We start from the raw sequence: 18,770 nt of genomic DNA, 5'->3' as shown, positions 1-18,770 counted from the left end.
CTATACTGCTTGACTGAACCCCGGCGCGGTGGTGGGCTCGTCGGGTATGGAAGCGACCACCTCTCCTCCTTCCGCGGCGCCGGCGCCGCAGACCAGGGCCCGGGAAGACGGCTCGTCCGGCGAGGACGCGCCCCTCCGCTTCGAGACGGAGCCAGGTCGTTACAGGCACTGGAAGCTCTCGTTCGAGGGGGCGATCGCGCGCGTGGCGATGGACGTCGACGAGGACGCGGCGGCGCGGCCCGGCTACCAGCTGAAGCTCAACAGCTACGACATCGCGGTCGACATCGAGCTCGCCGACATCGTGCAGCGGCTGCGCTTCGAGCACCCCGAGGTGAAGGCGGTCGTCGTGACGAGCGCGCAGCCGCGGATCTTCTGCGCGGGCGCGAACATCTACATGCTCGGGTCGTCGACGCACGCGTTCAAGGTCAACTTCTGCAAGTTCACGAACGAGACGCGCCTCGCGCTCGAGGAGGCGTGCTCCGAGAGCGGGCAGCGCTACCTCGCGGCGCTGAACGGCGTCGCCTCGGGCGGCGGCTACGAGCTCGCGCTGGCGTGCGAGGAGATCTTCCTCTCCGACGACGGGAGCAGCGCCGTCTCGTTCCCGGAGACGCCGCTGCTCGCCGTGCTCCCGGGGACCGGGGGGCTCACGCGGCTCGTGGACAAGCGCAAGGTGCGGCGCGACCTCGCGGACGTGTTCTCGACGCTGGCCGAGGGGGTGCGCGGCAAGCGCGCGGAGCAGTGGGGCCTCGTCGATCGCTCGATCCCGAAGAGCCGCTTCGAGCAGGCGGTGGCCCAGCGCGCCGCCGAGCTCGCGGCGGCGACGCCGGACAGGGCGGGGCCCGGGGTGAGGCTCCCGCCGCTCGAGGCGCGGCGCGCCACGGCGGGCGACGTGTCCACCTGCGACTACCGCCACGTGTCGATGAGGGTCGACCGCGCCGCGAGGACCGCGGAGATCCGCGTGCTCGGGCCGGACGGCGAAGGGCGCGAGGTGTCGACGGACGCCGCGGGGATGCGCCGGGCGGGCGCGGACCTGTGGGCGCTCCGCGCATTCCGCGAGCTCGACGACGCGCTGCTCGACCTCCGCTTCAACCACCCGACGGTGGGCCTCGTGCTCCTGCGGACGTCCGGCTCTCCCGCCGCGGTGCGGGCCGCGGACGAGGCGCTGTGGGCGAGCCGCGACGACTGGTTCGTGAAGGAGGTGCTGCTCCACATGCGGCGCGTGCTCAAGCGGCTCGACCTCACGGCGCGCAGCGTGTTCGCGCTGATCGAGCCAGGCTCCTGCTTCGCGGGGAGCTTATTCGAGCTCGCCCTCGCGGCGGACCGCTCCTACATGCTGGACGGCGGAGGAGACGCGGGGCAGGCAGGGGCGCCCGCGTCGCCCGCGTCAATTGCGCTGAGCTCGCTGAACTTCGGGCCGCTCGTCATGTCGAACGGCCTGACGCGGCTCGCGTCGCGCTTCCTCGGCGCGCCGGAGCGCGTGGCAGCGCTGAAGGAGAGGACGGGCCTCCTGTCCGCCGAGGAGGCGCTGGAGGAGGGCCTCTGCACCTTCGCTCCGGACGCGATGGACTGGGACGACGAGGTGCGGCTCGCGATCGAGGAGCGGGTGAGCCTGTCGCCCGACGCGCTCACCGGGATGGAGGCGAGCCTGCGCTTCTGCGGGCCGGAGACGATGGAGACGAAGATCTTCTCGCGGCTGTCGGCCTGGCAGAACTGGATCTTCCAGCGCCCCAACGCGGTGGGCCAGCGGGGCGCGCTGACGGTGTACGGGCGGCCAGAGCGCCCCGAATTCGACTGGAGGCGTACATGAGCGCGGTGGTCAACTCGGAGAGGATCCCGAACAACGTCGACCTCGGGTCGGACAGGAAGCTGCAGCGCGCGCTCGAGGCGTGGCAGCCGAAGTTCCTGGACTGGTGGCGGGAGACGGGGCCCGAGGGCTTTCAGGCAGACGACATCTACCTGCGCACGGCGATCAGCGTCGACCACGAGGGGTGGGCGCATTTCGACTACGTGAAGATGCCGGAGTACCGCTGGGGCATCTTCCTCGCGGATCGGGTGGCGGACCGGACGATCGGCTTCGGCGACCACCTGGGCGAGCCGGCGTGGCAAGAGGTGCCGGGGGAGCTCCGGAACATGCTGCGGCGGCTGGTGGTGACGCAGGGAGACACGGAGCCCGCGAGCGTGGAGCAGCAGCGGCTGCTCGGCCAGAGCTGCCCGAGCGTCTACGACCTGCGGAACCTGTTCCAGGTGAACGTCGAGGAGGGGCGGCACCTCTGGGCGATGGTGTACCTCCTGCACAGCCACTTCGGCCGCGACGGCCGGGAGGAGGCGGAGGCGCTCCTGGAGCGGCGCAGCGGCGACCCGGACAAGCCGAGGATCCTGGGCGCCTTCAACGAGCCGTGCACGAACTGGCTCTCGTTCTTCATGTTCACCTACTTCACGGATCGCGACGGCAAGTACCAGCTGCTCGCGCTCGCGGAGAGCGGCTTCGATCCGCTGTCGCGCACGACGCGCTTCATGCTGACCGAGGAGGCGCACCACATGTTCGTCGGCGAGACGGGCCTGCTCCGCATCGTCGAGCGCACCTGCGAGCTGATGAAGCGCAACAGGAACGAGGATGCGCGCGCCGAGGGCGGCATCGATCTGCCGACGATGCAGAAGTACCTGAACCTCTGGTACTCGCTGTCGCTGGACCTCTTCGGCGGGGAGATCTCGTCGAACGCGGCGTCGTTCTTCGCCTCGAGCGTGAAGGGCCGCGCGAAGGAGGCGTCGTACGACGACCACCGGGCGCTCGACGGCGTGTACGTGATCGACGTGCCGCAGGCGCCCGCCGCCGGGGGCGGCGCGGTGACCGGCTGGCGGCGTGAGGAGGTGCCGCTGAGGAACGCGATGAACGAGGTGCTGCGCGACGAGTACGTGGCCGACTCGCAGCGCGGGATCGACAAGATGAACCGGGTGATCGAGGCGTCGGGCGTGTCGTTCAGGCTGAGCCTGCCGAGCCGGCGCTTCCATCGGAGCTCGGGGATCTACGCGGGGCTCCACTTCGACGTCGACGGCAACCCGCTCTCGAAGGAGGAGTGGGAGCGCCGGCGCGACGCGTGGGTGCCGACCGCGAGCGACGAGGCCTACGTGAAGAGCCTGATGGAGAAGCCGGTGTTCGATCCGAAGCAGATGGCGAACTGGATCGCGGCGCCGGCGAAGGGGCTCAAGGGCAAGCCCGTCGACTTCGAGTACGTGCGGCGCGGCTAGGGCGCGCCCGCGTCAGGGGGAGGGGCGCCCGCGTCAGGGGGAGGGGCGCCCCCGCCTGCGGGCGCCTTCTTCGGCGGGTCGCCGTGCTCGGTGGCGAGCTTCTTCACGAGCCCGTCGAGGAGCACCTGCTCGTGGTACTGCGGCATCGCCGGGAGCTGCACGGCGACGTGCACCCCGGCGCGGCCGTCCACGACCTCGATCGCCCCCTGCGTCGCCCTGCCGCCGCTCTCCGGGCTCCGGTACTCGAAGAGCAGGTAACCATTGGAGACGTCCTTCTCGACGATCTTGAAGCCGAGATCGACGCGCACGAGGCGCAGCGCCGTGCCGAAGGTCTGCTCGAAGGTGTAAGGCGACTCATAGGCGACGCTGGCGCTGGCGTGCCGCTCGCCGAGGCCGCTCGCCACGGGGACGGCGAGCGCGATGAGGACGACGAGCGCGATCGACGGGAGGCGGCGCATGACCGCGGCGTAGAGGGGCTGGCGAGGGCGGGCCAAGTTCCTTGCTGCCGAGCGAGCGGCTATGCTGGCGTCTACCTCGATGGACCGACCCTACGTCGAGCAGCTCCGCATCCAGGGCTACGGCTGCGTCCAGGACGCGACGCTGGAGCTGACGCCGCTGCATGCGCTCATCGGGCCCAACGACAGCGGCAAGAGCACGGTGCTGCGGGCGCTCCGCACGCTCTCCTCCGTCCTCGAGCGGGCGCTCGGTGCGCCGTCGCCGGACACGCTCGGGCGCGCCGGCCCCACGAGCAAGGCCTCGGGCGGCGCCGTGTTCGAGGTGTCGGCGGCGAGCACGACGTGGCGCGTGGAGCTCGACGCCGGGGGGCGGGTCCGGTCGATGTCGTTCCCCAGGGACCTCGAGCCCCCCTCCCTGCTCGACGACGCAGACGGGGACGACGACGCGGGCGGCGGGCCCAGCCCCGAGCGCCCTGCCATGGACATCGTCCAGGCGCTGCGCGGGGCCCAGATGCTCCGCCTCGATCCCGACGCGTTGCGGGCCCCGCACCCGCTCATCCCCGACGGGCACCCGCTCTGCTTCGCCGACGAGCGCGGCACCGGCCTGCCGGCCGTCTACGACGCCGTCATCAGCCGCGACCTGTCGGCGTACGTCGATCTGAACGAGGAGCTCACCCGCCTGTTCCCCAGCGTGAAGAGCCTCCACCTCGCCAACCCGAGCTCCACGTCGAAGGCCATCGGCGTGAAGCTCGAGGGCGGCGCCGTCGTGCCGGCGTCGCTGATGAGCGAGGGCATGCTGTACTACCTCGCCTTCGCGGCGCTGCCGCACCTCGATCCGACGCCCCTGCTCCTCGTCGAGGAGCCCGAGCACGGGCTGCACCCCGCGCGCATCGCCGACGTGATGCGCGCGCTGCGCCTCGTCTCCGAGAAGACCCAGGTCCTCCTCGCGACGCACAGCCCGCTCGTCGTGAACGAGCTGCAGCCGGAGGAGGTCACGGTCGTCACCCGCGCGGGCGAGCACGGAATGAGGGCCACGCGCATCCTTGAGACGCCGGGCTTCGAGGATCGGGCGAGGGTGTACGCGCTGGGGGAGCTCTGGCTGAGCTACGCCAACGGCGGTGACGAGGCGCCGCTCCTCGGAGGAGGGCCGCGGCCGTGATGAAGGCGCCCGAGCGGATCCGGGTCTTCCTTGTCGGCGAGGGCGAGAGCGAGCTGGGCAGCCGCGCCGGGGCGCCCGCCTACCAGTCGGACAAGCACCCCGGCGTGCTCTTCACGCTGCTCTCGCGCGTCCAGCCGAGCGGATGGGTCGTCGGCGGCGCCCGCGAGTGGAAGAGCATCCGGAAGTACCAGGCGCGCGGCGCGGCCCACGAGGACACGCACCACGTGCTGGGCGCGGCGCTCGACGCGCAGGAGGCGGGGTGCGAGATCCTCGCGTTCGCCCGCGACATCGACCGCGATCCGGCGCGCCGCGAGGCGATCGCGGAGGGCATCCGGCGCGTCTCGTCGGCCCTGTCCTCGCCGCCCGACGTGATCGGCGGCGTGGCCGCGCCGGCGCTCGGAGGCTGGATCCTCGCGCTGCTCGGCGAGAAGGCGACCGAGGAGATGTCGCCCCTCAGGGCGCAGGCGATGCTCGCGGCGAAGGGCATGATGCCGGGCGACGGCGCCGCCATGGTGCGCGTGACGGAGGACGCCGACCTCGACGCGGTCCCCCCGGACGCCACGTCGCTCGGCGAGTGGCTCGCGCGCGCGCGCGCCGTGCTGCCGCGGCGGGCAGGCCGCGGCGTGAGGTGAGCGCTAGCGCTCTCTCGATGGAACAGCCGTGGTCGGAAGGGGCTACCCCAGAAGTCGAGGCGCGCGAGCTGCTTCGGCAGCGACCTTGCCTAGCGCGCGACCGGCGCGCGCGGAGGCCGGCCTGCCGCGTCAGCGGCGGCGGCATTGCGGCGGCGCGGAGAGCGCGGCCCTCGCCGCCTCGCGCAGGCCGTGCGGCGTGTCCTTGTCGAGGAGCGGCTTGAGGCGCGCGGGCAGATCCGCAGGGTGCACCGACCCGAGCGCCGCGAGCGCCGCCGAGCCGAGCCGCTGATCGTGCTCGCCGATCGGCGACTTCGCGCGGTGCGCGAGCCGCGTCCACAGGTCGACCGAGCTCGCGTCGCACATCGCTCCGAGCGCGAGGATCGCCCGCGCGCGCACCTCGACGTCCTCCTCCTTGTCCTCCGCCCGGTCGCGCACGGCCTCGATGTGCGCGGTCGCGCGGTGCGCGCCGAGGCCGTCGAGCGCGTGCCGGCGCACCTCGGGCGAGCTGTCGGCGAGCGCCCCGACGAGCGCCCGGTCGCCCGCCGTCGTCGCCGGCATCGCGCCGATCGCGAGCGCAGCGCCGCCCCGGATGAACGTCCACGGGTCCGAGGTGAGCCGCGCCGCGAGCGCCTCGCCCGCGCCAGCAGGCAGCTTCGCGCCGGCAGAGGCCGCGCGCGCGAGCGCCACGATCGCCGCCTCGCGCACGCGCGCGTCCGGATCGGAGGCCGCCGCGAGCAGGTCCGGCGCGAGCGCCGGCACGTCCGCCGCGACCTCGGCCGCGCGGAGGCGCACGTGCGCGTCCGCGTCCTTCCGGAGCGACGCTCGGAGGTACGCCTCCGCCGGCGCCTCGCCCACGCGCGCGAGCGCCGCGGCCGGCGCTTGCAGCAGGTAGCGCCGATTGAAGGGAGCGCCGCCCGCCGAAGCGAGCGCCTGGAACGCCGCGCCGCCGCCCTTCACCCGCCCGAGCGCGGGCCCGAGCGCGCGCAACAGATCGAGCTGCGCGTCCTCCGGCCGGGCGCGGAGCCGCTCGAGCTGCACCTCCTCCTCGACCACGGAAGCGGCCCGCTCGCTCCGCGCCGCGAGCGCGAGCGCGGCGCGGAGCTCCCTCCGCGCCGCGCCGCGCGCCCCGGCGAGGGCGTCGAGCAGCGCCGGGATCGCCTCGGCCGGCGCAACGAGCGCGAGCTCCCGGGCCGCCGCCACCCTGGCCGCGGGCGCGCCCGCCTTCACGATCTCCGCGAGCGCCGGCGCGGCCGCGCGCCCGCAACGGCGGATGCGATCGCGCGCGTGGTGGAGCTCCGGATCCGGCTCTGGCGGCGCGGCGCGAGGGGCGCGCCCCGGCGCCGATGCCAACCCGGACGCGCGCCCCGCGGATGCCGCGCCGGGTGCGAGCTGCGCCGCCGACGCCGCGCCGGACGCCAGCCGCGCGGTGAGGAACGGGATCTGCACCGCGCATGGCGCCGTGTCGATCACGCCCCGGGCGAGCTGCCTGCCCGCGGGGTCGAGCCTGTCATAGCCGGCGATCGCCGCCTCGACCGCCTCCGGTCCTCCGCGCGCGAGCAGCGCCGCCGCCGCCCTGGATCGCTCGCCGCCGCCCGCGAGCGCGCCCACGAGCGCCGCCGGGTTCTGCCCGTCGAACGCCGTGCGCGCCGTGACCTCGGCGATCGTGACCCGCACCTCCGGAGCGGAGGGCGCGCCGCGGCCCCCGGCCCCCGCCGGCGCGTACGCGTCGTCGAGCACGACGGCGATGCACGAGGCCTTGATCTCCTCGGGGAGCTTCACCTCGTAGCCGGCGGACTCCTTGAGCCACGCGTCCTCGGGCAGGCTCACCTGGAAGAGCCTATCGGGCGTCGCCACGAAGAGCGTGCGCGGCGCGGCGCCGCCCTCGACGCCGTCGGACGGCTTGATACGCAGGCCGAGGCCCGTGATCCCGACCTCGTCCGCCGACGAGAACGACACGAACTCGCCCCGGCCCGCGCCCACCTTGCCCTCGGACCACGCGGTCTTCGGGTCGCCGTCGGCGATCTCCGCGAAGCGCTTGCCGACCGCGCTCGACGCGGCGGTCGGGCGCAGCAGCCGGAAGGTAGCCGCCGGCGCGTCGGCGTCGCGGCGCTCGGCGACCACCTTGCCCGCGGCGCGCCGCTCCTCCGCCGGGAGGTTCTGGAAGCTGGCCCCCTTCAGGAGCATCATCGTCCGGGGATCGACCTCGCTCGCGCCGACAAGCGCCGGCCGCCCGCAGAGGGTCACGTCGTCTCGCAGCTGCCCGACGAGCACGCGGTTGCCGCTGCCGAGCGGCTCCACGACCACGGCGTCGCTCCGCCCCTCGCCGTGCTCCCCGGTCGCGACGCCGGTCCAGCCGCTCCAGAGCACCAGCGGCTCCGTCCCCTTCCCCGCGAGCGGCGCCGCGAGCAGCATCACCCAGCTGCCGCCCGCGCCTTCCGGCGCGCCGGCGCCCGCCGGCTTTCCTGCGGCCGGCACCTCGATCTTGGCGAGGTGCTTGCCGTCGGCCAGGGTGACCGGCACGACGCGCGCGCCGCCGAGCAGCGGCGCCACCTCGGAAGGCACGGCGAGGACCTTGCCGCCGTCGGGCGCGCACGCCGCCGCGGCTGGACAGGCGCGGGCAGTGACCCCGCCCGCATCGATGCGGACAGCGAGCGCCTGCTGGCCCGCCGCGTGAGGGAGCACCACGGGCGCGACCTGCGCGGCGGCGCTGCCACCGACGGCGGCGGAGGCTGCGATCAGCCCGGCCGCGGCGCCAAGGCGAGGCCGCCGGAAACGAAACGGCGATCTGGACATGCGCGCCATCCTAATCGCCCGGCGCGGCGAGACCCCTCGAGAGTTGACGCCTCGAGCACAGCGCCGCGCACGCCCGGACCGGCGCTGCGGCGCGTCGTCCGGGCGTGCCCGCCCCGCCCAGCGGGCCCGCGCGCCCTCGCTACTTCGGCGTCTCCGAGGCGGGGATCCAGAAGCCGCCCTCGTCCGGCGGCGTCATCCCGAGCGCCTTCGGGAGCACGTTGGTCCAGCCTGCCACCGTCTCGAGCAGGTAGATCTCCGCGCCGGCCTCGATCTCGCCGATCGGCCTCTCCTTCTCGTCGCGCCGCGCGCGCACCGGGATGGCCCTCGTCGCCTTCACGATCGGCGGCGCCTTGTCGAGCGCGAGCTGCGCGCCGGCCACCGCGGTCGTCGGCGGGATGTACTGGTCCATCATCTCGCCCTTCTTCAGCGGCTCGAGATCCTTGAGGCGCGCCCAGGCGTCGATCGTGAGGTCGCCCCGCGACATGATGTGGACGAAGCCGGGCTTCGCCTCGGTGCTCCAGAAGAGCTGGGCCGCCCCCTCCAGCATCTTCAGCGTGAAGATCACGTCGCCGCCAGCGCGATCGAAGAGCTCGATCGTCGACGTCTTCATCAGGTAGCCGCGCGCGCTGCCGGGGATCTCCATCTTCATGGAGGCGCCGCGCTGCAGCGCGAAGGCGTCGCAGGGCGCCGAGGCCTTCGCCGTCTGCCCCTCGGACCCGGAGATCAAGAGCTCCGCGCGCAGCGAATCACCCGTGGCCGCGACGAGCTTCACCTTCTGCGCGCTCGAGATCCACACGTGCCCGGCGATCACCGGGATGTCGCGCGTCGTGAACACCGCGACGTCCGAGGGCGGGATATAACCGTCGATCCGCAGCGCAGGCGAGCTGTCCGACGTGCTCAGCCGCGCGCGGCCCGCCGCCGGATCCGCCGGGATCGCGCTCAGCGTCATCGGGACCAGCGCGCCGGTGAAGCTCGCGACCGCCCGCCCGCCGCTCGGCGCGTCATGCAGCCGGGCGCCCTTGGCCACCGGCGCCGTCCCCTTCAGCTTGCACGCCGGCCCCGACACCGCCTGCCCGACCGTCGCGGTCGCCTGTGCGGCCGCCCCCGTCACCTGCGCGGCCGAGACCACCACCTGGGCGGGCTCTGCCCTCGCCTCGGAGACGGCCGGCGCGCCCGGGAGCCCCGCGCAGAGCACCCCCCCAAGAGCCAGAAGACCGAGTCCCAGAACGTTGCTTCTCATCCACTTCCTCCGACACAGGCCGGCAGCCCGGCTCGCGCGGCGAGCCCGAGCGCGGTCTCCACCTGTCGAGTCTCCCTGGAACCGCCGGCCTGCTCTGCGCGGCGGCGCACTGCAGGGCCGCCCGGCACGCCGAGCCGCCCCTGCCGTTGGTCGGATCATCCTAGCGGATCATTCAGGCCTCGCCCGAGAAAGGTCCTCCACCGCAGCGCTTCGAGCGTTTCGGGTGTATGGAGCAGGGCGCCCGACGCGGCACGCGCCGGGTCGCCCGGCTGGACGGTACCTGCCTCCCCGGGAAGCCACGCCATGCACGGATTCGATCTCGCCTTCGCCTCCCCCCGCAAGCTCCCCCGCGCCCGCGATCTGCGCGGCAACGTCGCCGTCCTCGATATCGCCTTCGCCTCGGAGGCGGGGGGCAAGAGCTTCGAGACGGTCACTCTCCCCCTCATCCAGGACCTCGGGCCGCGGCTCGCCGCGTGGGTCGATCACCACGACAGCGCCCACCACGCGCGCTTCGCCGGCGATCCCCGCTTCGTCCTGTCGACCAAGGCCGAGCACGGCGCCTGCCCCGAGATGATCACGCCGGAGCTCGTCGCCCGCGCCGGGCGCGTCGACACCCTCGTCTGCCACGTCGACTTCGACGGCCTCGCCAGCGGCGCGAAGTGGATGCGCGGCGGCGTCGAGCCCTACCCCGGCTGCGACGACGACGCCCGCGCCATCGACACCCGCATCGGCGTCCCGGGCCCGGCCGCCACCCGCATGGACCGCGCGCTCCGCGCCCGCCCCCGCGATCAGGCCCTCTTCGGCCTCATCGTCAGGCACCTCGCGTCAGGCCTCTCCGACCCGTCGCTCTGGACCCCCATCGACCAGGCCGGCGCCGAGCTCGCCACCATGGAAGCCGAGACCCGCCGGATCGCGCTCCGCTACGAGCGCGTCGAGCCGGGCCTCGTCCTCGTCGACGCCTCCCAGCGGGGCGGGGCCTACGACAAGACCCTGCTCCTCCTCATCGGACAGGAGCGCGCGCCCATCTCCGTCGTCGTCGACAACGACAGCATCACCTTCGCCGCCCGGTTCGACAGCGGGGTGAACTTCCTCGAGACCTTCAAGATCTCCGGAGGGATGCCGACCCGCATCTCCCTCCAGCGCTCCCGGCTCCAGGAGGCGCTCGTGGCCCTCGGGGTCAAGCCGACCGACGCAAGCCGGCTCGCCGCGACCCCCTGACCCCCTCCTCACCGCGATCCCGCCGACATCGTTGACGCTGTCGGCCTCGGCTGCTACGGGGCATTGCAGATCTGCAATTTGCAATTCTGCAATGAACGTCTGAGCCGAGGCGTCACGTCTGCGCCGAGCGCGAGGGGGTATGGCAGCGACAAACTTGTCTTCGACGGCGAGCAGCGGTGTCGACGAGCTCCTGTTCCGGAACGACTCCGTCTCGCTCTGTCTCCTGGTCAATCGACGGCACCGGACGCTCCGCATCGTCGACTTCCGCGCGGGGCCTACGCCGTCCAAGCGGAGCTTCGTCCTGTCGACCGCCAAGCGCGAGGGGGTCGAGAAGATCTTCACGCTGGTCGAGCGCGACGAGGTGCCGACGTGGATCCGCCTCGGGTTCACGCGGGAGGGGTCGATCCCCGGCTTCTACAAGCGCAGCGACGCCTGGATCCTCGGGGCGGTCGTGTCCGAGATGACGTCGCGGCTGCGCGCGAGCGGCGACGGCGAGGAGGGCGGCGAGGGCGACGACGTCGCGGCCTCGCCGGCGGTCCTGCTCGCGGAGCGCACGATCGCCCGCGCGCGGCGGCTGCTCCGGGAGGCCGAGGCGCGGCCGCTGCCCGCGATCAAGATCGCGCCCGCGAGCGGCGCCGAGCTGCGGCGCGCGGCCTCGGCCGCGCAGCGGGCAGGGCGGGCGCTGACGGGCTTCGAGCCGTTCGGGCGCGACGCGGTGCGGACGGGCTACGTGCTGTCCGCGCGGGGCGGCTTCACGCTGCACGCCGCGTGGGAGATGCAGTCGTGCTTCGGCAACTCGTTCCTGGAGCTCCTGAGCTCGCCGCGCCACGAGTCGGAGCGGCTCGCCACGACAGCCGCCATCGGCGCGCTCTGCGACCGCCTCGTCGAGGAGAAGGCCGTGAGCACGTTCACCTTCGCCCCTGCGGACGACCAGGAGCTGTGCGCCGCCCTCCTCGCGAACGGCTTCCGCCGCTCGGCCGTGCTGGCGCGGCACCTCGTCGTCGGCCGCGCCCGCAAGGACGCCATCCTCTGGGCGAAGAAGCTCGTCGCGCCCGAGGCCTGAGCCGCCGGCCCCGCGGGGCCAGAGCTACGGCGCGATCGTGACCTCGTAAGCCTCGATGACGGTGTTGGCGAGCATCTCGTCCGCCATCTTCTTCAGCCGCTGCTCGAGGTCGGGCGCGCTGCCGAGCGAGGCCCCAGGTTGCGCGGGATGCGCACCGCCGGGTCCTCGAGGTCGGGGACGAACGCCGCCCCGGTGATCCGCTCGAACGCCTCGATGTAGCGGCGGGACGCCTCGATCCGGATCTCGTCCGGGATCGAGGGGATCGGCCCGTCGCCCTGGAAGCCGCGCGCGGCGAGCCAGCGGCGCACGTACTCCTTGTCGAAGGACTCCGGGTCCTCGCCGGCCGAGAAGCGCTCGCCGTAGGACGAGGCGAACCAGAAGCGGGACGAGTCGGGGGTGTGGATCTCGTCGATGACGACGATGTTCCCGTCCCGGTCCTTGCCGAACTCGTACTTGGTGTCGACGAGGATGAGCCCCTGCTCCGCGCACGCGCGGGCGCCGTGATCGAAGAGCGCGAGGGCCATCTCGGCGGCGGCGTCGAAGTCGCGCGGCGCGATGGTGCCGAGGGCGAGGATCTCCTCGCGCGAGGCGGAGAGATCGTGCCCGCCCTTCGGCGCCTTGGTGCTCGGCGTCAGGATGGGCTGTGGCAGGCGCTCGTTCTTCCGCAGGCCGTCGGGGAGCCGGTGGCCGCAGAAGACGCGCTCGCCGCGCGCGTAGTGCGTCCAGATGCTTGTCGAGGTCACGCCCGTCACGTAGGCGCGCACCACCATCTCGACCGGCAGGGGCACACACTCGATCGCCTCGAGGACGTTCGGGTCGGGCTGGGAGATCATGTGGTTCGGCGCGACGCTCCGCGTGCGCTCGAACCAGAAGGCGGACAGCCGGTTCAGCACCTGGCCCTTCAGCGGCAGCGTGCCGAGCACGCGATCGAAGGCGCTGATGCGGTCGGTGACGACGAGCAGGCGGCGGCCGTCCGGCGTCGTGTAGCAGTCCCGCACCTTGCCCTCGTAGCGGGCGAAGGGGCCCGCGAGCGAGGTGCGCTCGAGCACCCTGCCGAGCGCGGTGCGCAGATCGTCCTCGGTGACCATGGGGCGCGGCTTACCCGGGCTCGCGGGCCGAGTCGACAGGTTTCGCAGGCGCCGGCCGAGTTCCCTCCCCCGCGCCCGCCCTGGAGCCCCGTTGGTCTCCGGCCGGGGGGGTGGTAATAGGGCCGCCCATGGCAAACCGAAGAAAGATCGCCCTTATCGGCGCCGGCAACATCGGCGGGGAGCTCGCGGCCCTCATCGCGCGCAAGGAGCTCGGGGACGTCGTGCTGTTCGACATCCCCCAGAAGACGGACTTCGCGAAAGGCAAGGCGCTCGACCTCGAGCAGAACGGCGCCGTCCTGGGCTACGACGCCTCGATCAAGGGCACCTCGAGCTGGGCGGACTGTGCAGGGGCCGACGTCCTCATCGTCACCGCCGGCATCCCGCGCAAGCCGGGCCAGAGCCGTGACGACCTGGTCGCGACGAACCTGCCGATCATCCGCAGCGTGGCCGACGGCGCGAAGGAGCACTGCCCGAACGCGCTGGTGATCGTCATCTCGAACCCGATCGACGCGATGGTCTACGAGTTCAAGCGCCGCACCGGCTTCCCGCGCGAGCGCGTGCTCGGCATGGCGGGCGTGCTCGACAGCGCGCGCTTCCAGCTGTTCCTGGCGCGCGAGGCGAACGTCTCCGTGAAGGACGTGCGCGCGATGGTCCTCGGCGGCCACGGCGACGACATGGTGCCCATCCCGTCGGCGTGCACGATCAACGGCGTGCGCGCGACCGAGCTCATCAGCAAGGAGAAGCTCGACGCCCTCATCGCGAGGACCCGCAAGGGCGGCGGCGAGATCGTCCAGCTCATGGGGACGAGCGCCTACTACGCGCCCGCCTCGAGCGCCGTCGCGATGGCGGAGAGCTACCTGCTCGACCAGAAGCGGCTGCTCCCCGTCGCGGCCTACCTGGACGGCGAGTACGGGTACAAGGACATCTTCATGGGCGTGCCGGTCATCCTCGGCGGCAAGGGCATCGAGAAGATCGTCGAGCTGCCGCTGACCGCAGAAGAGAAGGAGATGCTCGCGAAGAGCGCGAAGAGCGTGCAGGGCATCACCGACGTGGTGAAGGCCTCGAGCTAGCGCCGGACGCGCGGCGCGCCGCGCGCCACGAAGAGCACGCGCGCCAGCAGCGGAACGCGCGCCAGCAGCGAGAGGGAGAGGAGAGAGCGAAGGGCTCTCCCTCTCCCTCGGCGTTTCAGCGGTTCACATCACACCGCCGTAGAGGCCATCCAGCACGGCCGTCAGCTCGCGCCGAGGATCGCGGGCGAGCTCGCCGGGGCTCGCGCCGCCCGCCGGCATCTCGGTGGCCGCGTCGCCGTCCCCCGCAGCGATGTCGCTGATGCGCTGGCAGATCAGGTTCATCATCTGCCAGCCCTCGGTGAGCGCGCCCCGCAGCGGGCCGAGGTCGAGGCCGGGGAAGCCCTTCAGAAGGCTGTGCCCGAGCTTGAAGTGCTCGGCGTCCACCTCGGCGTGCGTCGCGAAGTAGTCCGAGTCGGGGAAGATCTGCTGGGCCGCCGTGAGCAGCACGTCGGCGCAGCGCTCGATGACGAAGTGGACGAGGACCGTCCGCTCCTCGGTGGACGCCGAGCCCATCCGCTCGATGAACCAGGACGACGCCGCGGCGATACCGCGGTCCCAGGACGGCGAGCTCCGCGGATCGTGCATCCGGGAGAGCCTCCGGTTGTGCCCGACCTCGTCGGCGAGGTGGCGCTCGGCGATCGCGATGGCCCCAGGGTGCGACTCGAAGACGACCCTGGCGCACAGGACCTTCTGGAACGCGTTCGACCAGATCTGGAGCGCGCCGAGCATCCGCCGCTTCACGTCGTCCCGGAGGGCGCGCTCGGACCGGATGAGCTGCATCAAGGGGCTGCCCGCGAACTCCCGCGCGTGGACCTCGTTCTCCTCGACGAGGAGATCCACCGGGGACACGGCGCGATCCGGGGCCCCCTCCTCCGCGCTGTCCTCCCGTCCGAGCGCCGCGCACAGACACCGCGTGTCCCAGCGAGCCTCGCTTTCATCGAACTCCTCGAAATGGACGGATAGAGCGGAGAGCCCGTCCGGCGCGCCGCCCACGAGCCCCTGCAGCCCGCCGGGAGGGACCATCACGACGTCTCCCGCCCGAACGCCCCGGCGCGAGTCCCCGATGACCTCGCCTGCGCCTTCTGTGATGACGAGCATGCCTTTGCCGGGAAGCGAACGAGGCTTGAGCGGCTGACCTTCGAGGAGGCGGATCCATCTCAAGGAGAGGCGGCAAGCTTCCGGCAGGTAAGCCGAGAGCTCCGAGTGTTTCCGGATATCCTTGAATAGCCCCAGCAGGGTGCGCTCATCCGCCTTGAGAGGCTCGATCGCGAGGATGTCGGCTGTGTTGACTACGCGCATCTACACGGTCCTCCGGGTCGACATGATGGTGTGTCGACTCTGCACGGCTTGATCGCTTGTGTCTAGATCACACTCGGGCATGAAGGCGAATCCTACGGGCCTGAAAAGGAAGAACTCCTGCAGTTCTTTTCATTCACATTTCCCGCTCCCCGCGCCGCTGCTTCTCAGCATCTCTGCTTTCCTGATCGTCTGTTTCTCTGCGCCTCTGCTTCCCTGCCTCTTTGCGTCCATGATTCCATGATTCCGTGCTTCCGCGCTTCCGTGCTTCTCTGATTCCCTTGCTTCCCCGCTTACGTGTTCGCACGCAGCGGAGGCGCCTGCGCGCCTGTGGTCGGCGGGGGGCGCGGCCAGCGCGAGCGGACGACGCACGAAGCCCGGGACGGCCATGCGTTGTGGCAGGATGCGTGCATGAGCCAGCCGCAGCTCGTACCCGTCGTCCGCCGCGCCACCGAGGCGGACCTGCCCGTGATCGTCCATCTCTTCTCGATCCCGGACGAGGGCAACGCGAAGACGGACCACCCCGGCCCGCCGCTCGATCCGCGCTACGGCGAGGCGCTCGCCGCCATCGCGGAAGATCCGAACAACGCGCTGCTGGTCGCGGAGGTCGAGGGGCGCGTCGCCGGCGCGTTCCACCTGACCATCATCCAGTACGTGGCGAACCGCGGAGCACGCGTGGCGCAGATCGAGAACGTCATCGTGGACCCGGGCCTGCGGGGCCGCGGGATCGGCGAGGCGATGATGCGATGGGCCATCGACGAGGCGCGGCGGCGGGGGTGCTTCCGGGTGCAGCTCACCTCGAACAAGGCGCGGCTGCGCGCGCACCGCTTCTACGAGCGGCTCGGCTTCGTGGCGAGCCACGAGGGGATGAAGCTGAAGCTGTAGGCACGAGCCGCCGCGCGGCGGGCAGGATCGCCATGGCCCGAGAGGCGCCGCCTCAGCGGCCGCTCACGAGGAGCGGCTCCCCCTCGGCCCCGAGCAGCGACAGCGGGAAGACCTGCGCTCCGGCCAGCACGTCGCCGCAATAGAGCTCCACGTCGGGGCCGCGCAGCGGCAAGGCCGCGATCTCCTCCAGCGTGACCCAGCGCGCCTCGAGCGAGTGCTCGTCCGGCTGGCTCTTCGGGGGCGTGGCGTCCCGAGGGCGCGCGAGGAAGATCACCCGGAAGCGCGCCTGCAGGGGGCCCGGGCTGTGCTCGATGCGCAGGATGCCCTCCAGCTCCACCGGCACGCCGGTTTCCTCCAGCGCCTCGCGCCGCGCCGCCTCCGCGAACGTCTCCCCCGGCTCGACGCGGCCCGCCGGCAGATACCAGCGCTGGTCGTGCTTGCGCTCGTGCACGAGGAGGAACCGGCTCCGGTGCCTCACCAGCACCACAGCGATGCACCAGGTCGGGATGGCCGTGCGCGACATGATCGAACCTGCGACAGCTTATCCGGGGGCGCCGTTCGCCAGAAGGGGGGACGCGCGGACCGCCCCGGCGCCGCGCCAGCCGGAGCTGCAGGCCCGGGGGGCTCGCTCGGCACCGCGAACGCGGCGATGGTGAGCGCCGCCATGAGGGCGCCGAACACGAGGAGCCCCATGAACAAGGCGATCCCGGCGTGCAGCGCCACGGTGGCGACGACCCAGGGCAGCCGCGTGCGGCGCGGCCAGATCAGGAAGCCATAGCCGATCTCCACGAGCAGCACCGTCCACCCGGCGACCGCCGCGAGCCAGGGGGCGTGGGCGAGCCACGAGAGGTCGAACTGCCGGTATTCCGGCAACATGACCGAACGCCAGATCGCCTCGCCGTCCCACCACGGCTCGCCCGCGGCCTTTCCCAGCCCGCTGACCAGGTAAGCGAACGAGAGATGCAGCTGCACCACGCGCAGCCCAAGCCGGGCCGCCGGCGTGGGCCCTCCCTGCACGCGCCCGAGCCGGCGATCCATCGAGAAGGCGGCCTCCGAGGGCACCCAGAGGAGATAGAAGAGAAAGATGCTGGCGAAGCTGTCCACGCCATAGACGGTGGAGCTCGCCGTCGTCACCAGCATCAGGTGGGTGAGCCACGCCAGGAAGGCCGCGGCCCTTGTGCACCAACCGACCAGGAGCGCGGCAAGGGCAACGACGTAGATCACCCCCGTGCCCAGGATGACCGGATCCTCCCCGATCCCGAGCGGGGCGAGCAGCTCCACCGCCCAGCCGATGCGAGGCAGCTCGGTCCTCGCGAACACGTCGCGCAGAGGCCCCTGGAGGATCCCGGACCGCCCGTAGAGCTCGAAGAGCGCGGGCGCGACGAGCGCCGCTTGAAGCAAGAGCACGGCCGCGAGCCCGATGCGGAGGGCCGCGAGCGGCGCCGCCGAGGCCGGCGCCAGCGCGAAGCGCTCGATCGAGCGGAGGACGCGCGCAGGCTCGCTGCCTTCGGCCGGCTCGCGGACGCAGCTCGAAGGGTCCTTCACCGCGCACCCCCGCTCGCCTCTCGAGAGGTCCGGAGCCTCGAGCGGATCATGAACTTCGCCTCGTACTGCAGGTTCCAGCTGGACCTCTTCCCCTCCCGGTACTCCCGCATCGACGGCAGATCGTACGTCTCGAGTCGGACGAGGACGCTCTCGGCCGCGGGGTGTCTCGCCAGCACCTTGCCCGCCCACGAGGCGGCGATCGAGCGCTGGATCGTCGGGTCCTCCACGTTCAAGAAAGGCGTGATGAGGTTCAGGATCCGGATCTCCGTCTCGCGGCTGGCGCCCGACTCGAGGGCGTCGGTGATGGTCGCGCCGCCGGCGTCCGAGACGTGAAAGCTGGCCCTCGGCAGCGGGGTGATGCTGTCAGCAAAGAAGGCATAGCCGCTCTCGGCCCCGGAGAGCGCGCCGTAATACGCGAGCGCCCGCGCCAGCCAACCGTCTCCCTCGGGATAGATCTGGAGAGCCCCCGTGACGACGAGGCCTAGATGGCCCACGACGGCGACCAGGGCCGCGGCGTGGCTCCGGCTGTTCCGTTTTCCCTCCATGCAGCTCCCTCCGGTAGCGCCCGCTCGCGATCCTGACCGACGAGAGCGAGGCGGGATGGGGGCCGCTCGTCCCGCGCTCTCCTGCCTCGCGGCGCCGCCATGCCAGCGCCCCCAGCGCTTCGTCCTGCCCCCGTCAGGCGTCCGCCGGCCGAGGGTGCGAGGCCCCCATCGGACCGCCACAGGCCATGTCACCGTCAGTACCCGTACCAGAGACCATGCCAATGACCGTGCCAAGGACGATGCCAGTACCCGTGCCAATGACCATGCCAGTACCCGTGCCAATGACCATGCCAGTACCCGTGCCAATGACCATGCCAGTACCCGTGCCAATGGCCATGCCAGTGCCCGTGCCAGGGCCTGTACCAGTGACCATACCAGGGCCACTGGCGTGCAGGACGAGCGTCGGGTGCATCCGCTGCTACGGGAGCTCGTGTTTCCGCGACGAGGACGAGCTCCTCGACGGGCGTCGTGGTTGCGGCCGAGGCGAGCTGCGCTACCCCGAGGCATGCGAGCATCGCGGCCAGCATGCCGATGA

At 72.3% G+C, this 18,770-nt stretch carries 16 protein-coding genes; 8 read left to right on the top strand and 8 right to left on the bottom strand.

Going from position 1 to position 18,770, the window contains the following annotated elements; genetic code table 11:
• Nucleotides 1-46: 46 nt before the first annotated feature.
• The gene (gene boxC / locus WMF14_RS06135; protein ID WP_272100588.1) at nucleotides 47-1,807 is read left to right on the top strand and encodes a 2,3-epoxybenzoyl-CoA dihydrolase; all 1,761 of its coding nucleotides are present in this window, start codon (nucleotides 47-49) and stop codon (nucleotides 1,805-1,807) included.
• A complete protein-coding gene (gene boxB / locus WMF14_RS06130; protein WP_437799241.1) occupies nucleotides 1,804-3,246 on the top strand; it encodes a benzoyl-CoA 2,3-epoxidase subunit BoxB in 1,443 nt (480 codons plus the stop codon). The genes boxC and boxB overlap by 4 nt, the downstream gene beginning before the upstream one ends.
• On the opposite strand, the gene WMF14_RS06125 is transcribed toward boxB, so the two are convergent.
• Complete coding sequence (locus WMF14_RS06125; protein WP_437799240.1) at nucleotides 3,243-3,740, bottom strand: hypothetical protein; 498 nt, start codon at nucleotides 3,738-3,740, stop codon at nucleotides 3,243-3,245. The two genes, boxB and WMF14_RS06125, sit on opposite strands and share 4 nt — an antisense overlap.
• 43 nt (nucleotides 3,741-3,783) lie before the next feature.
• Here WMF14_RS06125 and WMF14_RS06120 point away from each other — a divergent pair, with 43 nt between their 5' ends.
• A complete protein-coding gene (locus WMF14_RS06120; protein WP_437799239.1) occupies nucleotides 3,784-4,860 on the top strand; it encodes an AAA family ATPase in 1,077 nt (358 codons plus the stop codon).
• Nucleotides 4,860-5,492 (top strand): hypothetical protein, encoded by a 633-nt coding sequence (locus tag WMF14_RS06115; protein ID WP_437331084.1) that lies wholly within the window; start codon nucleotides 4,860-4,862, stop codon nucleotides 5,490-5,492. The genes WMF14_RS06120 and WMF14_RS06115 overlap by 1 nt, the downstream gene beginning before the upstream one ends.
• A gap of 129 nt (nucleotides 5,493-5,621) precedes the next feature.
• Here WMF14_RS06115 and WMF14_RS06110 read toward each other — a convergent pair whose 3' ends face one another.
• Both WMF14_RS06110 and WMF14_RS06105 read right to left on the bottom strand, forming a co-directional pair.
• Nucleotides 5,622-8,285, bottom strand: coding sequence for a HEAT repeat domain-containing protein (locus WMF14_RS06110; RefSeq protein WP_437799238.1), 2,664 nt, complete (start codon nucleotides 8,283-8,285; stop codon nucleotides 5,622-5,624).
• 139 nt (nucleotides 8,286-8,424) lie between these two features.
• Complete coding sequence (locus WMF14_RS06105; RefSeq protein ID WP_437799237.1) at nucleotides 8,425-9,525, bottom strand: hypothetical protein; 1,101 nt, start codon at nucleotides 9,523-9,525, stop codon at nucleotides 8,425-8,427.
• A gap of 303 nt (nucleotides 9,526-9,828) precedes the next feature.
• On the opposite strand from WMF14_RS06105, the gene WMF14_RS06100 reads away from it, so the two are divergent.
• Nucleotides 9,829-10,743, top strand: coding sequence for a hypothetical protein (locus tag WMF14_RS06100; RefSeq protein WP_272100578.1), 915 nt, complete (start codon nucleotides 9,829-9,831; stop codon nucleotides 10,741-10,743).
• Between the two features lie 139 nt (nucleotides 10,744-10,882).
• Nucleotides 10,883-11,806, top strand: a complete 924-nt coding sequence (locus tag WMF14_RS06095; protein WP_437799236.1) for a hypothetical protein — start codon at nucleotides 10,883-10,885, stop codon at nucleotides 11,804-11,806.
• Between the two features lie 92 nt (nucleotides 11,807-11,898).
• Here WMF14_RS06095 and WMF14_RS06090 read toward each other — a convergent pair whose 3' ends face one another.
• Nucleotides 11,899-12,894, bottom strand: a complete 996-nt coding sequence (locus WMF14_RS06090) for a phosphoribosylaminoimidazolesuccinocarboxamide synthase (protein ID WP_437799235.1) — start codon at nucleotides 12,892-12,894, stop codon at nucleotides 11,899-11,901.
• Between the two features lie 128 nt (nucleotides 12,895-13,022).
• Here WMF14_RS06090 and mdh point away from each other — a divergent pair, with 128 nt between their 5' ends.
• On the top strand, nucleotides 13,023-13,964 hold the full coding sequence (gene mdh / locus WMF14_RS06085; protein ID WP_012233684.1) for a malate dehydrogenase: 942 nt from the start codon (nucleotides 13,023-13,025) through the stop codon (nucleotides 13,962-13,964).
• Nucleotides 13,965-14,087: 123 nt separating this feature from the next.
• On the opposite strand, the gene WMF14_RS06080 is transcribed toward mdh, so the two are convergent.
• Nucleotides 14,088-15,263, bottom strand: a complete 1,176-nt coding sequence (locus WMF14_RS06080; RefSeq protein WP_437799234.1) for a hypothetical protein — start codon at nucleotides 15,261-15,263, stop codon at nucleotides 14,088-14,090.
• A gap of 408 nt (nucleotides 15,264-15,671) precedes the next feature.
• On the opposite strand from WMF14_RS06080, the gene WMF14_RS06075 reads away from it, so the two are divergent.
• Nucleotides 15,672-16,145 (top strand): N-acetyltransferase family protein, encoded by a 474-nt coding sequence (locus tag WMF14_RS06075; RefSeq protein ID WP_437799233.1) that lies wholly within the window; start codon nucleotides 15,672-15,674, stop codon nucleotides 16,143-16,145.
• A 52-nt stretch (nucleotides 16,146-16,197) separates the two neighbouring features.
• Here the strand turns inward: WMF14_RS06075 and WMF14_RS06070 are convergent, their stop codons facing one another.
• From WMF14_RS06070 to WMF14_RS06060, 3 genes are read right to left on the bottom strand one after another with little or no spacing between them, the layout of a single operon-like run.
• Complete coding sequence (locus tag WMF14_RS06070; protein ID WP_437799232.1) at nucleotides 16,198-16,668, bottom strand: NUDIX domain-containing protein; 471 nt, start codon at nucleotides 16,666-16,668, stop codon at nucleotides 16,198-16,200.
• The gene (locus tag WMF14_RS06065) at nucleotides 16,620-17,690 is read right to left on the bottom strand and encodes an HTTM domain-containing protein (protein WP_437799231.1); all 1,071 of its coding nucleotides are present in this window, start codon (nucleotides 17,688-17,690) and stop codon (nucleotides 16,620-16,622) included. The genes WMF14_RS06070 and WMF14_RS06065 overlap by 49 nt, the downstream gene beginning before the upstream one ends.
• Nucleotides 17,687-18,235 (bottom strand): hypothetical protein, encoded by a 549-nt coding sequence (locus WMF14_RS06060; RefSeq protein WP_437799230.1) that lies wholly within the window; start codon nucleotides 18,233-18,235, stop codon nucleotides 17,687-17,689. Before WMF14_RS06060 ends, WMF14_RS06065 begins: the two co-directional genes overlap by 4 nt.
• Nucleotides 18,236-18,770: the final 535 nt, after the last annotated feature.

Origin of the sequence: Sorangium sp. So ce693, from assembly GCF_051521375.1 — a bacterium.
Taxonomy (GTDB): Bacteria; Myxococcota_A; Polyangia; order Polyangiales; family Polyangiaceae; genus Sorangium; species Sorangium atrum.
Note: the sequence above shows the minus strand (reverse complement) of the source record. Positions and strands in the feature narration are given on the sequence as shown.

What these genes read in the sequence shown, in the direction of transcription:
- WMF14_RS06105 (WP_437799237.1), bottom strand. Translation starts at nt 9,525, where the DNA reads ATGAGAAGCAACGTTCTGGGACTCGGTCTTCTGGCTCTTGGGGGGGTG.
- WMF14_RS06110 (WP_437799238.1), bottom strand. Translation starts at nt 8,285, where the DNA reads ATGTCCAGATCGCCGTTTCGTTTCCGGCGGCCTCGCCTTGGCGCCGCG.
- WMF14_RS06080 (WP_437799234.1), bottom strand. Translation starts at nt 15,263, where the DNA reads ATGCGCGTAGTCAACACAGCCGACATCCTCGCGATCGAGCCTCTCAAG.
- WMF14_RS06095 (WP_437799236.1), top strand. Translation starts at nt 10,883, where the DNA reads ATGGCAGCGACAAACTTGTCTTCGACGGCGAGCAGCGGTGTCGACGAG.
- WMF14_RS06075 (WP_437799233.1), top strand. Translation starts at nt 15,672, where the DNA reads ATGAGCCAGCCGCAGCTCGTACCCGTCGTCCGCCGCGCCACCGAGGCG.
- WMF14_RS06070 (WP_437799232.1), bottom strand. Translation starts at nt 16,668, where the DNA reads ATGTCGCGCACGGCCATCCCGACCTGGTGCATCGCTGTGGTGCTGGTG.
- WMF14_RS06115 (WP_437331084.1), top strand. Translation starts at nt 4,860, where the DNA reads ATGAAGGCGCCCGAGCGGATCCGGGTCTTCCTTGTCGGCGAGGGCGAG.
- WMF14_RS06090 (WP_437799235.1), bottom strand. Translation starts at nt 12,894, where the DNA reads ATGGTCACCGAGGACGATCTGCGCACCGCGCTCGGCAGGGTGCTCGAG.
- boxC (WP_272100588.1), top strand. Translation starts at nt 47, where the DNA reads ATGGAAGCGACCACCTCTCCTCCTTCCGCGGCGCCGGCGCCGCAGACC.
- mdh (WP_012233684.1), top strand. Translation starts at nt 13,023, where the DNA reads ATGGCAAACCGAAGAAAGATCGCCCTTATCGGCGCCGGCAACATCGGC.
- WMF14_RS06120 (WP_437799239.1), top strand. Translation starts at nt 3,784, where the DNA reads ATGGACCGACCCTACGTCGAGCAGCTCCGCATCCAGGGCTACGGCTGC.
- boxB (WP_437799241.1), top strand. Translation starts at nt 1,804, where the DNA reads ATGAGCGCGGTGGTCAACTCGGAGAGGATCCCGAACAACGTCGACCTC.
- WMF14_RS06100 (WP_272100578.1), top strand. Translation starts at nt 9,829, where the DNA reads ATGCACGGATTCGATCTCGCCTTCGCCTCCCCCCGCAAGCTCCCCCGC.
- WMF14_RS06060 (WP_437799230.1), bottom strand. Translation starts at nt 18,235, where the DNA reads ATGGAGGGAAAACGGAACAGCCGGAGCCACGCCGCGGCCCTGGTCGCC.